This is a genomic window from Nocardia sp. NPDC058114 (assembly GCF_042884695.1).
Lineage (GTDB): Bacteria > Actinomycetota > Actinomycetes > Mycobacteriales > Mycobacteriaceae > Nocardia.
Genome location: NZ_JBHVTK010000007.1, coordinates 13,886 through 26,901 on the forward strand (window position 1 = coordinate 13,886; position 13,016 = coordinate 26,901).

Consider the following 13,016-nt stretch of genomic DNA (forward strand, 5'->3'; position numbering starts at 1 on the left):
ATGATCGTCTTCGCTGCCTCCGGCAAGGGCGGTGTCGGCCAGTCGGTGACCAGCTGCAATCTGGCCTACCGGCTCAGCCTGCACGGCATCAGCACGGCCTACGTCGATTTCGATCTCGGCTCGCCCAGCGCGGGCGCAGTGTTCGAGATCGGCTCGGTCGACAGTGGCGCAGCAACGGGCAACGGGCTGCACTCGTATCTGCTCGGCCACGACAGCATCCGTCTGCGCGTGGACGTGCGGGCGAGTACCCATCGAAAAGCGTTGCACAGCAGGCGCTCTCGCGGTGCCGCGCTGGTCCTCCTGCCGGGTGGCGAGGGTTGCGGCGAAGCCGTGTCGGCCGACGATCGTCAGGTGGTGCGGCGCTGCCGTGAGTTACTGCTCGACCTGGACAGCACCTTCAAGGTGGTGATCGTCGACCTCGGTGCGGGCCGATCGGTGGCGATGCAGATAGCGCTGGAAGCGACCCGGCCACTGGATATGCCGGACAACGAAGTGTGCTGGCTCGTCTACCACCGCTGGACCCGCCAGCACCTGATGTCCGCGAAGCGGTTGGTGCACGGACCCAAGGGCCTGCTGGCGAGGGCAGTCGAGCTCGGTTATGGCCTGGACGACCTCCTGACCAGAATCCGCTTCGTGCGCACTGTTGTTCCCTGCGTCACCGAGGAGCACGCCGCCGGCGGCGGTCCACAGGCGGCCTGGTTGCTCGAACAGCACGACGTCCTGCGTTCTCTCGCTGCTGAGTATCGACTCGGTGACAGCGTGTTGCTGGGGGAGGTCCCCGTCGACCGGGTGCTGCAGTGGCGGGAGCAGATTGTTCTCGATGCCGATGTCGGCGCCGGTATCGCGAATTGGGCGACGGTGGCGGCTTTCGATGACTTGGCGCGACGACTGGTGGACCGAGCGACGTGGGTACCGGTGTAGAGGTTGCGTCGGCGAAGAAGGGATGTGACGGTGTTCGTGTAAGGCACTGCGACCCGACACGCACCCCCGATGCCGCGGATGCTGTCGTGTAAAAGCTGAGTACACTGCCTCTGATTTCGATGTTCGTGATCAGGTGCGGCGTCTAGGCTTGACTTCATAGGTTCTTGTGCGCGAACGCAAGGGAGCAGATGACCACCATCGAGGAAGCCGTGCGGTATCGGGAGCCCACGCAGGCCGATCTGCCCGATATTCAGGTGATCGATGGCGCGGCCTTCCGCGACCGCTACCCCTTCTTCGTCCTGCGCCAGTTCATGGACTTGAACAGTTCGCGCTGCGTCGTCGCCGTCGAGCCCTGCGGCGACGAGGACAAGGTTGTCGGATACGCGATGACCATCATGGGCGAAGGCTCGAGAGCGTGGCTGATCAGTTTGGCGGTGTCTCCCGACCGCCGCGGCCACGGCTACGGTCGTGGGCTGCTGCGGCGCAGTATCCGGGTTTGTCGGCACAAAGGTGATGTCGACGAGATCTGGTTGACCGTCGACCCGAAGAACGTCTCGGCTTACAACCTGTTCAGAGAGTTCGGTTTCGTGCTACGCGAGCACGACGAGCGATATTTCGGCGAAGACGAACCGCGCGATGTGCTGGTGTACAAGCTGCACCGCCTACCCGGCGACCGTCCGGTAGGAGCCGGTGAAAACGGTTACACTGGAGCGTGATTCGGCTGGGCTCGATGCGGGGGTATTCGGATGCCGGGGGGCAGGGCGCAGTCATCGCACGAATCGGTCATCGCCGATATCGGCGATCGCGCACTGCGCTACACCCAGAGACTCGAGCCGGTCGGGGTCGTCATCGGAACCGGCACTTTGGATGACTTGGACACACACATCGAAGCCCTGCTCGACCGCCCTGAACTGCTCATCCGCGGGCGGCAGAGCAACAAGCTGCGTTTCGGCGTGCTGTACGAGCGGGCCCCGAACGCGGCACCCGGCGACGAGGCCTGGCGAACGCCGCTGATCGCCGGGCTGATCGCCGCCGAAGTCGAATTCCGCGGGCCACTGCGGCTGAGCCCGGCCCAGAACACCTTGCTCGCCGCCCAATACGAGACGCTCGCCACCGCGCTCACCCGGGCCGGTCTACCTGCGCACGCGGTGCGCGCCTGGAGCGGCGCCGTGGAGCTGCACCGCCGCGCCAAGAATGCCGGAGCCGAGGATCGCTGCGCGCTGGCGCTGGCACGAGCCCGCCGTTACACCGCCGCGCCGGGCTGGCGGCGTGGCGTCAGTATCGTCTCGGATCTGCTGTGCGGTTACGGGTACCAGCCGTTCCGGCTGCTCGGCTGGGTTGTCCTGCAGATCATCGTGTGCACCGCGCTCGCCCTGTTGTGGGCAGGGAACAAGCCGTGGAGCGAGGTCGTCTACCTGGGTGTCCTCACCTTCCTCAATCCACTCGATCCGGCGAACGCGATGGGCATGGCTCCGCAGGCGCGAATCCTGTTCGCCGCCGAAGCGTGGCTGGGCGCGGTCTCGATGTCGGTGTTCTTCGCGCTGCTGGTCCGCCGGTGGTTCCGGCTGTAGTCACCAGTCGCCGGACAGGTTTCCGCCGCGTGCGGCGTAGTACGTGGCCACGTCGATCCGGCGTTGCACCTGTTCCACGCGGGCGGTCCACTGTTTGGAGAAATTGGCCGCTGCCTGTAAGTCCCGCCACGGCGCCCGCATCGCCGCCGGGACCTGTGCGCCCGGCATCCACAGGTGCGCCAGATGTTCGAGCACGGGGGCGAGCACGGTGACCTGCTGCCCGTCGTCCAACCCTTCGGCCGCCCGCACTCTGGCGTCGATGACCGTCAGGAGCCAGTCGTGGACGGCGACATCCTGGCAGAACCGCAGGGCATCGGGCAGATCCGTAGCCGTTCGCACCGTGACCCGTAACGCCCTGCACAGCTCGTCCTCGAGACGGAGCGATACCGCCGGGCCGGCGTTGCCCCCGACGACGGCAGTCCACCGCAGTCGCGTGGTCGGCGCCCTCAGCTGCGGCCGTTGATCCAGCAGCGGCGAGGACCTCAGGTCATCGAGATGCCTGGCACAGATCGAGGCGAGATCCAGCGTGTTCGGGCCAGATGGGGCGAAATAGCCTGCGACCAACTGCCTGTCGGCGACCGCGTGGTCGGGCACCTCACCGATCACCTCTGTCACGCCGATCCGGCTGATGTAATGAGACCACGGCCTGCGCTTTTTCTGCTGGGCCCGCACTACGGTGGTGTGCGACGACAGCTGGACCAATCGGCCGCCCACCAGGACCACAGTCGAGGCCACCGTCCCCACCACGCGCGCGGTCGCGGTCGCTGACGCGCCCCACCCGAGATGGCAGTCGACGCCGGTCGCGCGGCGCGGTGAGAAGGCAAGCGGGCCAGGACGTTCGCGGCGCAGGACGGACGCCCCGGCCACCGTCGCCAGCAGTTCGTCGGTGGCCTGGCCGTCCAAGGTCATCGAATGCGGCAGCAGGCAGGTACGGATCTCGCCCAGCACCACGAGCGGGGTCGGCGGTCCCGGCGCGGCGCGGCGCGGCGGCGTAGGCGGCACGGTCAGGTCCCATCGAGCAGCAGGTGTCCCACGCGTTCGACGACTTTGGGCGGTACCACCACCTGCTCGGCACTACCCTGGGCGGCGACCTGGGCGGCGACGTCGTCATCCGGCGCGAGATGATCGAGGATGACCCGCACCGCCGACTCGATCAGCAGATAGCGCTTGGGCAGCATCGACAGCGTCCGGTACGCCGTGAACGGCGCCGCGTCCGGATCGAGCCGCACCACGGGAGGCAGGTCCTCCCAGCTGTCCGGCCATGCGCGATCGGCGGGCCACAGCTGCGGATCCACCACGGGCGCACCGTGATAGCGCAGCATGCCCAGGCGCAACAGCTGCCATACCGCAGCCAGGAACGGGCACGACCAGCGTCGTGCGGCCTCGTCCCGGTCGTGCCACAACTCCACGTCGAGGAAGATCGAATGCTCGCCGCGGCCGTACTCCTGTGGGGGCCGATATGGCAGCGGATGCATGGCGAGGCGCGACGAGTCGTCCTGTTCCCGACGCCCGTTGCACAGCCAGCCGGATTCGGTGGTCGGTGGTCGGCTGCCGTTGGCGACCTCCTCGTCCTCTGGCTGCGCGACGAGCCGCGCCGCCACCATCTCCGCGACCGGGATCGGTGCGCCGACCGCGACCCCGCCCGCGAAAACCGGCGCTCGGTGGCAACCGGATTCCCTGGCCAGATAGTCGATGGTCAGCCCGGCGTCGGCCGCGGCGCCCAGCAGCTTGCCGAGCACCTCGGCCGGTTCGAAGCGTGGCTGGAAGTAATCGTCGGTGAGGTAGCAGGTACTCACCCGGGTGTCCGGCCCGTACTCGATCCGAGCCGACTCGATGAACGCGGCGACCAGCGGGACCGCACGCCGGAATTGGGCGCGGACCAGGTCGGTGTCGTAGAGGATTTCCTCGTGCCGGAAGTGACAGATCTCGATCGACAGGTGGGCCATGGGTAGTGGCGCGACGGCGGATTCCTCCGACGCTTCCCGATACGTTGGCAGGTTCATTATTCGATGTCCCAGGTCGTCGGAACGGTAAGCCGCCGAGCCAGATCCGTGTACGCCGCGACGGTTGCCGGATCGGCGAGGCCGGCGTTGACGTCGGCATCGAGGATGAGCTGTTCGCGCCACTGCAGCATCGGCTCGATCGGTGTCTGCCCGAGCACCATGGCCGCGCCGATACCATTGGCGGTGGCCAGTTCTCGCAAAGCGTTCGCCTGTTCTTTCAGCCAGGCAGCCTGGGCCGGCCGGTCCACTGTGTGGGTCCAGTCCGATGCGGCGACTGCCGTGCGCACACAACGCATCGATGCGAGGCGGGCTTGTTCGGACTTCTCGACTGTGAGCAGCTTGTCGCGCTGACGATCCCAGATCGCACCGGTCTTGATCAGCCCGTGCTGTCCGTGTACCAGGCCGCCGGCCGCCAGCACGTGCTGGCGCGTCCACCGGTGGAAGACCAGCCAACGATGTGCGCGGTGCGCCAGCATGGTCGAGGCAGTGGCCCGCAATGCGATCTCGAGCGCAACCGAGCGTCCGGCGCTGAGATCGACTATCACCACGGCGAATTCGCTGAGCAGCTGGGCGAACAAGGCGGTTCCGCGCGCCACCATGGCGTTGTCGCAGCCGAATTCGGCGCCGCCGAGGTCGCCGGGGAACAAGACCAGCTGCCCAGCTCCGGGTGCGTCGCGACGTAGTTGGGGTCGGTCGGTTTCCCGGCCGACGATCAGCCGCCGAGGCTCGCCGGTGTTCCCGCGCAGATACGAATGCATCCCGCGGTCATCGGTGATGCCGCGCTCGGCGTGTCCGATCTCGAACAGCGCGCCCGCCGTCGGAGAGCCGAAATCGAAGTCGACATAGGCGACATCGAGGCCGTGCAGAGCCAATCTGTAGGCGATGTTGCAGCTGGTAACCGACCGTCCCGTGCCTCCTTTGTCAGAGGTCGCGAAGACCAGCATCGGCGCGGCGTCATCGGCGCTCATCGGGTGGCGTCCTCCCGAGCGTAGGCGAGCGCGTTGAGCCGAAGCAGCGCGTCGGCCGCCAGCGCCTCGGCAGTGTGCGGTCGTTTGGTCAGGATCTCATCGGCCCGGTCCAGCGACTGCTGGATCGCGGCCAGCTCCTGGAATCGCGACGAGTACACGGCATCGCTGACCTGAAGAAACTCCTGGCTGAGCAGATGCTCGGCCTCACTGAGCTTGCCGATCGCGGCGTTCACCATTGCCTGGGTGGCCAGCGGGGGTCGAGTGTAGGTGTTGTGTGCGACTACCAGGCACTCCATCATGCGTTCGGTCAGGAACCACGAGGGCGCGGCATCGGCGGCATCGCCGACCGGGCCGAGGTTGTCCCACAGGCCCGCGGAACGGCCGCCGGTGATGGCTCGGTCCTGCATGTGCTGCAGGGCCGAGGCGGCCAGGTCGAGCAGCTCCTCGCGGGTGTCCACGTCACGTGCCAGCCGGGCGGCCTGGAGGCTGCGCTTGAGTAAGAGCGTAGTGAAGTCGCTGACGTGATAACCCAGCACCGTGCCCGGCTCGACGACCTCGGATCCCTTGAGCGTCAGGGTAATTCCGGGATAGTGCAGACGAGCCGCAGGATCGTCGGGGACCTGCCGGTTGATGATCCGGGCCCGCTGCGCCAACTGGCGTAACACCCCGACAGTGCGTGCCAGATCGGTGGTGGACTCCCGCTCCAGCAAGTCCTGGATGAGAAACGCCGTTACAGCCAGGCTGTAGTAGTCCGACTGTTTCCCGTCGGAAGTGCGCCAGGGCAGGTCTTCCAGCGGCCAGCGCCCGGTTCCGAAGCGAGAGATCGTGGACCAGTAGCGCTGGGTCAGCTCCGCGCGGCGCTTCAGCGCCTCGGCCAGTTGGAGCTGATGCGGCTCGAGTAGCGCCGGTTCCTGGGTCCGCTGGGAGTACAGGTCCTTGATGCCGTCGAGCGCGACCAGGGTGAAGTAGAGGTAAGGCTCGGTGACCGCGTAACCGGGCTGGGTGGCAACCCGGCCGGTGACCTCGACAGCGGGGCCCGCATTGGTGTCGATACCCCACGCCCAGCCGCATTCGAAAGCCAGGTTGTCGTCGCGCAGATCGAGGCCGGGGGTGTGGCCGCTGCGCACGTCGTTCTCGGCCTGCACGCGGATCTGCTCGAGCGCACCGGAGAAGTCGGCGATGACATCCTTGACCGGGGCGCCTGTCTGATTGACCAGCTTCAGGATCTCCTGCCCGGCGGAGGAGGAGAAGGGCGGGGTGTGGATAACGAAACTTCGGATCAGACCCCCCATCGCGGAGGTGAGCCGGACGCTTACCCGGGGGGTCAGCGCGTGGATGCGCTCCTTCAGGTGCGTGCCCTCGCGGCGCACCTCGTGCACCAGGTACCGGTCGAGACCGCGCAGAAAGCGCAGCGACGCGATGCACAGACTCAGCGACATCGAATAGGAGTCGACCACCTCGAGCTCACGCTGCGCCGCCGAGGGCTCTCCGAAACCCGAGTCGCGAAAGTAGCTGCCGCCCGCGAATATCGGATTCCCGTCGGCATCGGTATAGGAGTCGAAGAATTCCTCGATCTTCGTCACCAGGGCGCCGCCGACCCGGAGGTTGTCGCCGAGCGTCGCCATGACCGCGGCGATATCGTCAGCGGACTCGATGCTGTCCGGGTCGAGTGCGAAACTCGCCAGTTCGGTCGACGGATACAGCAGGCACATCAGCTGCTCGGCGTCGCTGATCGAATTGCGTCCGTCGCGTCCGCCCCAGACCCATCCGCCATCGCGGAACGAGGTGCGCAGGTGGGCGCGCCAGAGATCCAGAAGTTGTTGCCGCGGTCGAATTCTCACCGATGTCCCCTCCGTGCAACTGCCCCCTCAGTGTGGACGCTGGGACGCGTCCTTGTCATCGGTTGTGCCGTAATACGTTTCGACGTGGGTGACAACGGAAACGACGTGACAGCCGAAAGCCACGTTCGGGAGGGGACCGAACGTGGCTTTCGGGTGGGTGGGGATGGATCAGACGCTGGCGTAGGCCAGGGAGGGAACCTTGTCGGTGGCGAAGGAGGTGCGCAGGTAGCACCACCAGGTGACGGCGGCCATCACGAGGAAGACGGCGGCGTACGCCCAGAAGGCGGGGGCCATGGTCTTCAGGTGGACGTTGGACAGGCGAAGGGCCTGCTGGACGACGAATCCACCCGCGGCGCCGACCGCGCCGATGACACCGATCGCGGCGCCGGCCTGCCGCTTGGCGGAGGTGGCCGCCTCGGTCAGGTCCATGCCGTGCTCGGAGGCGTACTTCTTGGCGGTGGCGTTGAAGATCGACGGGATCATCCGGTAGGTGGAGCCGTTGCCGATACCGGCCAGGATGAACAGGGCCAGGAACGCGGTCAGGTAGAGCGGGAAGCTCTTCATATCGACGGCGGCCACGATGCAGGCCACCGCGATCGACATTCCGCCGAAGACGAACACCGTGATCTTGGCGCCGCCGCCGATCTTGTCGGAGACCCAACCACCGAACGGGCGGCTGAACGAACCGACCAGGGCGCCGAGGAAGGCCAGGTTACCCAGGGTGGTGATCCAGCCGATCTTGGCGAGGTCGGGGAAGGTGGCCTTGATCAGTGTCGGGAAGGCGAACGAGAAGCCGATGAACGAGCCGAACGTGCCGATGTAGAGGAACGACATGATCCACGTGTGCCGGTTGGTCAGCGCCAGCTTGTAGGACTTGCCGTCGGACTTGGCCTCGGCCAGCGAGTCCATGAAGTACAGCGCGCCGAGGGTCGCGACCGCGATGAACGGCAGCCAGAACAGCACGGCGAGGGTGATGCCGAAGCGATAGCCGCCCGCGTCCTTGGCCATGATGTGGGTGCCGAAGGTGATCAGCAGCGGCACGATCAGCTGGGTCTGCGCGACACCGAGGTTGCCGCCCGCGGCGTTGAGGCCGAGCGCGGCGCCCTTCTTGCCCTCGGGGAAGAAGAACGAGATGTTCGACATCGACGAGGAGAAGTTGCCGCCACCGACACCGGCGAGGGAGGCCAGCACCAGGAACACCCACATGGGTGTGCTCGGCTGGTTGACGAAGTAGATGATGCCGAGCGCGGGCAGGAACAGCAACGCGGCGCTGAACGCGGTGAACGCGCGCCCACCGAACCGCGGAACCGCGAAGGTGTACGGAACTCGCAGGGCCGCGCCGACCAAGGTCGGGATCGAGGTGAGCAGCAGCGCGTTGCTCACGGCGACCGCGTTGCCCTTGCCCAGACCCTGCAGGAACTCGAAGCCGGCCGGGCCCATCGCGGTGACGATGGAGCCCCAGATGACCCACATGCTGAAGCCGAGATTTTCGGCGAATACGGAGAAGTACAGATTCTTCTTGGCGGTCTTCGCGCCGCCGGATTCCCAGAACCCCTTGTTGTCGGGATCCCAATGGGAGATCCAGCGGCCCTTCTTCTGGTATTCGAAGGACGGGGCTTCCGTCTCATGGCCGGTGGCGGCTATCGCGGTCATCGGCTTCCTCTCGATCGGGCTCGATAGGAGCAGCTCGCCTGGTGTTCGACGATGCTCCCTGCGGTGTCGAGATAAAGGTAGGAGCCGGTTGTTGCGTGACAATGGCCTCAGGTGACGTTCCAGGCAACTAGGGCTCACCGTGCGAATTCGCTGGTGGTGACAGCCCGGTTACCTGGATTTAGGAAGCGTCTCTCTGCGCTGCTCAGCGGTCCGGATATTCGGCGATGAGCGAGCCGAGGAAGCAGTTGGCCGCCTGCACGGCCCGCTCGGCGTCACCGTCGATGACGGCTTGGACCAGTTCGGCGTGCTCGGTGTCGTACGCGTCGTCGGATTTCGCGGTCCGCGCGTGGATCACCTGCTCGATGATCGGCAGCAGCGAATCGTAGAACTCCAGATATACCGCGTTGTGGCTGGCGACGACGATCGCGCGGTGCAATTCGACGTCGGCGGCGATGGCCACCGGGTCGGCCTCGGCCCAATTCCGGTTGCTGCGTTCGGCGAGCAAGCGCTGGAGAGTGGCGATATCGGCGTCGTCGCGACGGCGCGCGGCCAGGCCCGCCGCCGTGGTGTCGAGAGCTTGGCGCAGTTCGAGGATGTCGCGTTCGTGCGCGTCGGCGAAGTACTTGCCCAGCGTGCCGCCGACCTCGGAGGTGGCGATCACATAGGTGCCCGAGCCCTGGCGGCGTTCGAGCATGCCCGCGTGCACGAGCGCCTGGACGGCTTCGCGGACGGTATTGCGGCCGGTCCCGGTGAGCTCGGTGAGCTCTGGTTCGGTGGGGATCCGTTGGCCCACTGGCCAACGGCCGGAACGGATCTCGGCCCGAAGCTGTTCGGTGACCTGGGCGATGAGGCTGGTACGCCGGACGGGTTGCACGTCAGCAAGGGTACTGGGCTGTTCCGCCTCGCCGGGACTTCAGGCCGGACTCGACCAGCGCGCGGCCGGCGGTGCGTCAGCCCGTTCCGGCGAGTTCCCGTGTTCTCGCGGGAGATCGCTCACAGTCGCTTGGCAGTAGTCATCGGGTCATCCTATGATTTCCGGGTGCCGCCGCTCCGTGATTTCCAGCCAGCTTCCGGCGCCGGGTCGACCCTCGAGGACGACCGGCGTGGTCGCGTCGACCCGTCTCCCGAGATCACCGAGCGGTCGCTGATCGAAGGTCGGCTGCTCGTTCTGGCGGCCATCATCATGTCGGCGCTCACCTTGCGTGCCGCTGTCACCGCATTCAGTCCGCTCGCCGAGACGATCGGCGCCGAGGTCGGGTACGGCACGGGGATCGTCGGGGTGTTCGGCATGTTGCCGACCGCGATGTTCGGTCTCGCCGGGCTCATCGCGCCGCTGTTCGTGCGCCGGTTCGGGCTCGAGCGGACCGTGTTCGTGGCGATGCTGCTGGCCGGCGCCGGGTCGCTGGTGCGGGTGTTCGCCACCGGGACCGGTGGACTGCTGGCGTTCTCCGGGGTGGCGCTGCTCGGTATGGGCATCGGCAATGTGGTGATTCCGCCGCTGGTGAAGCGGTATTTCGGCGATCATCTGGCCGCGATCAGCTCGCTCTACATCGTGATGGTGCAGCTCAGCACCGTCATTCCGGCGTTCATCGCCGTGCCGGTGGCGCAGGCGCACGGCTGGCGGATCTCGATGGGGGTGTGGGCGCTGGTCGGTTTCGCAGCCGCGATCCCGTGGTTCGTCGTGCTGCGTGATCGGCGTGGTCGCGACACGGTCGACACCACCGCGCTGCCCGCCGAGGCGCCCGAGACCGGCAGAGTCTGGCGTTCGCCGGTGGCGTGGGGGATGGCGGGCATGTTCGGCATGACCTCGCTGACCACCTACGCCATGTTCGCCTGGCTGCCCAAGATCCTGTCCGACGCGGGCGCGAGCGCCGGTTTCGGCGGCAGCATGGTCGGCTTGTTCGCGCTGATCGGGCTGATCCCGGCGCTGGGCGCGCCCACCGTGGTCTCGCGGATGCGCAATCCGTTCCCCGTCGTCGTCGGCTGCATGGTGCTGTTCGCGACCGCTTTCATCGGCCTGCTGGTGGCGCCGATGCAGGCCCCCCTGCTGTGGGTTGTGCTGCTGGGTCTCGGCCCGTCCACCTTCCCGATGGCGCTGACGCTGATCAACCTGCGCACCCGCACCCCCCATGGCTCGGCGGCCCTGTCCGGCTTCACCCAGGGCGTCGGGTACGCGATCGCCTGCACCGGCCCGCTGCTGTTCGGCATGCTGCACACCTGGACCGGCGGCTGGCTCGTCCCGTTCGCCATGCTGTTCGTCGCCCTCGGTGTGCTCCTCGCGGGCGCCTGGCAAGCCTGCAAGCCGCGCATGCTCGAAGACAGCTGGAATTGATCTCACCGTTCGAGTTGCGAACCGGTGCGTTCGGAGTAATGCTGTGTAGATCACACCCTCACGGGCGTTTCCGATGATTTCTTGCTGCTTCCTTACGCGCGGAAATCGTTGCGACACATGCCGGAAACAAAAGGGCTGATCTCACCTCCCTGATCGGGGGAAGGTGAGAAACCGTTGATTCAAGCGACATTTCCCGCAGCATTTCGGCAATACCCATTTCCTACCGTTGGGCCATCGCACTTTTGGGAGGCCCAATCTTGAGCACGCTGAAGCGGAACCACGACATCGACGACTGGGATGCCGAGGACGTCGCGGCCTGGGAAGCCGGTGGCAAGGATGTCGCCAAGCGCAACCTGATCTGGTCTGTGATCGCCGAGCACATCGGATTCTCGGTGTGGTCGATCTGGTCGGTGATGGTGCTGTTCATGCCCACCGACAAGTACGGCATCGACGCGGCGGGCAAGTTCTTCCTCGTCGCCATGCCCACCCTGGTCGGCGCGTTCCTTCGCATCCCCTACACCGTCGCCACCGCCCGCTTCGGCGGCCGCAACTGGACAATCTTCTCCGCGTTCATGCTGCTCGTCCCGCTGGCGCTGACCGCGTACTTCGTCAACCAGCCCGGCACGTCGTACACCACGTTCCTGATCGTGGCCGCGTTCGCCGGCTTCGGTGGCGGCAACTTCGCGTCGTCGATGACCAACATCAACGCCTTCTACCCGCAGCGCCTCAAGGGCTGGGCGCTGGGCATGAACGCCGGTGGCGGCAACATCGGCGTCCCGGTGATCCAGTTGCTCGGCCTGCTGGTGCTGGTCACCCTCGGCGGCGACTACGCCACGGTGATCTGTGCCGTCTACCTCGTCCTGGTCGGTGTCACCGCCGTGGGCGCCGCGTTCTACATGGACAACCTGACCAACCAGAAGGCCGACCTGTCCTACATGGTCAAGGCCCTGCGGGTGCCGCAGTCCTGGGCGATCGCCTTCCTCTACATCGGCACGTTCGGTTCGTTCATCGGTTACAGCTTCGCCTTCGCCCAGATCCTGCAGATCAGCTTCAAGGCCGGTGGCGACACCGCCGCTCAGGCCGCCATCCACGCCGCATCGATCGCCTTCATCGGCCCGCTGCTCGGTTCGCTGGCCCGCCCCTACGGCGGCAAGATGGCCGACCGGATCGGTGGCAGCAAGGTCACCATCGCCACCTTCAGCGCCATGATGCTCGCGGCGCTGCTCGTGATCACCGCCTCGACGATGGCCGACGGCAACAAGGGCGTTGCCACCGGTGCCACCATGACCCTGCTGGTCGCGGGCTTCATCGCCCTGTTCGTCCTGTCCGGTTTCGGCAACGGAGCCGTCACCAAGATCATCCCGTCGGTGTTCGAGGCCAAGTCCAAGAGCCTGCCGGTCTCGCGGGTCGAGCAGGCGGCCTGGTCGCAGAACACCTCCGGCGCCCTGATCGGCTTCGTCGGCGCCATCGGCGCCCTCGGCGGCGTCGGCATCAACATGGTGCTGCGCAGCTCCTACGCCAGCACCGCTTCGGCCACCACCGCGTTCTGGGTGTTCCTCGCCTTCTACGTGGTCTGCGCCGCCGTTACCTGGACGGTCTTCCTGCGCCGTCCCCGTCTCACCTCCGACTCCGCAGTGGTGGTCGAGGCCGAGCACATGGTCCTCGAGGCCGAAACCAACGCTTCGTCGGCCAATTCGTCGGCTCGCTGACAACCGACCACTACCAAG

The 13,016-nt window shown here is 66.5% G+C and carries 11 protein-coding genes; 5 read left to right on the plus strand and 6 right to left on the minus strand.

Features of this window, described 5'->3' with window-relative positions; translation table 11 throughout:
* The 3 genes from ACFVVI_RS24455 to ACFVVI_RS24465 all read left to right on the plus strand — a co-directional run bounded on the left by ACFVVI_RS24455 (position 1) and on the right by ACFVVI_RS24465 (position 2,492).
* Complete coding sequence (locus tag ACFVVI_RS24455) at positions 1-921, plus strand: SCO2523 family variant P-loop protein (protein WP_387447040.1); 921 nt, start codon at positions 1-3, stop codon at positions 919-921.
* A gap of 188 nt (positions 922-1,109) precedes the next feature.
* Positions 1,110-1,637, plus strand: a complete 528-nt coding sequence (locus ACFVVI_RS24460; RefSeq protein ID WP_387447041.1) for a GNAT family N-acetyltransferase — start codon at positions 1,110-1,112, stop codon at positions 1,635-1,637.
* A gap of 30 nt (positions 1,638-1,667) precedes the next feature.
* A complete protein-coding gene (locus ACFVVI_RS24465; RefSeq protein ID WP_387447042.1) occupies positions 1,668-2,492 on the plus strand; it encodes a hypothetical protein in 825 nt (274 codons plus the stop codon).
* On the opposite strand, the gene ACFVVI_RS24470 is transcribed toward ACFVVI_RS24465, so the two are convergent.
* The 6 genes from ACFVVI_RS24470 to ACFVVI_RS24495 form a co-directional block, all read right to left on the minus strand.
* A complete protein-coding gene (locus tag ACFVVI_RS24470; RefSeq protein ID WP_387447043.1) occupies positions 2,493-3,494 on the minus strand; it encodes an SCO2521 family protein in 1,002 nt (333 codons plus the stop codon).
* Positions 3,495-3,496: 2 nt separating this feature from the next.
* The gene (locus ACFVVI_RS24475) at positions 3,497-4,495 is read right to left on the minus strand and encodes an SCO2522 family protein (RefSeq protein ID WP_387447044.1); all 999 of its coding nucleotides are present in this window, start codon (positions 4,493-4,495) and stop codon (positions 3,497-3,499) included.
* Positions 4,495-5,463, minus strand: a complete 969-nt coding sequence (locus ACFVVI_RS24480; RefSeq protein ID WP_387447046.1) for an SCO2523 family variant P-loop protein — start codon at positions 5,461-5,463, stop codon at positions 4,495-4,497. Before ACFVVI_RS24480 ends, ACFVVI_RS24475 begins: the two co-directional genes overlap by 1 nt.
* Positions 5,460-7,304, minus strand: coding sequence for an SCO2524 family protein (locus ACFVVI_RS24485; RefSeq protein ID WP_387447047.1), 1,845 nt, complete (start codon positions 7,302-7,304; stop codon positions 5,460-5,462). The genes ACFVVI_RS24480 and ACFVVI_RS24485 overlap by 4 nt, the downstream gene beginning before the upstream one ends.
* 168 nt (positions 7,305-7,472) lie before the next feature.
* Positions 7,473-8,957, minus strand: a complete 1,485-nt coding sequence (locus tag ACFVVI_RS24490) for an MFS transporter (RefSeq protein ID WP_378991278.1) — start codon at positions 8,955-8,957, stop codon at positions 7,473-7,475.
* 202 nt (positions 8,958-9,159) lie between these two features.
* Positions 9,160-9,831 (minus strand): FadR/GntR family transcriptional regulator, encoded by a 672-nt coding sequence (locus tag ACFVVI_RS24495; RefSeq protein ID WP_101466098.1) that lies wholly within the window; start codon positions 9,829-9,831, stop codon positions 9,160-9,162.
* A gap of 309 nt (positions 9,832-10,140) precedes the next feature.
* On the opposite strand from ACFVVI_RS24495, the gene ACFVVI_RS24500 reads away from it, so the two are divergent.
* Positions 10,141-11,289, plus strand: a complete 1,149-nt coding sequence (locus tag ACFVVI_RS24500) for an MFS transporter (protein ID WP_378991618.1) — start codon at positions 10,141-10,143, stop codon at positions 11,287-11,289.
* 254 nt (positions 11,290-11,543) lie between these two features.
* On the plus strand, positions 11,544-12,998 hold the full coding sequence (locus ACFVVI_RS24505) for a nitrate/nitrite transporter (protein WP_378991619.1): 1,455 nt from the start codon (positions 11,544-11,546) through the stop codon (positions 12,996-12,998).
* The last annotated feature ends 18 nt before the right edge of the window (positions 12,999-13,016 follow it).

Excerpts from the sequence above, each read along its gene's own strand:
- ACFVVI_RS24500 (WP_378991618.1), top strand. The coding sequence starts at position 10,141 with ATGTCGGCGCTCACCTTGCGTGCCGCTGTCACCGCATTCAGTCCGCTC.
- ACFVVI_RS24455 (WP_387447040.1), top strand. The coding sequence starts at position 1 with ATGATCGTCTTCGCTGCCTCCGGCAAGGGCGGTGTCGGCCAGTCGGTG.
- ACFVVI_RS24490 (WP_378991278.1), bottom strand. The coding sequence starts at position 8,957 with ATGACCGCGATAGCCGCCACCGGCCATGAGACGGAAGCCCCGTCCTTC.
- ACFVVI_RS24460 (WP_387447041.1), top strand. The coding sequence starts at position 1,110 with ATGACCACCATCGAGGAAGCCGTGCGGTATCGGGAGCCCACGCAGGCC.
- ACFVVI_RS24465 (WP_387447042.1), top strand. The coding sequence starts at position 1,668 with ATGCCGGGGGGCAGGGCGCAGTCATCGCACGAATCGGTCATCGCCGAT.
- ACFVVI_RS24480 (WP_387447046.1), bottom strand. The coding sequence starts at position 5,463 with ATGAGCGCCGATGACGCCGCGCCGATGCTGGTCTTCGCGACCTCTGAC.
- ACFVVI_RS24475 (WP_387447044.1), bottom strand. The coding sequence starts at position 4,495 with ATGAACCTGCCAACGTATCGGGAAGCGTCGGAGGAATCCGCCGTCGCG.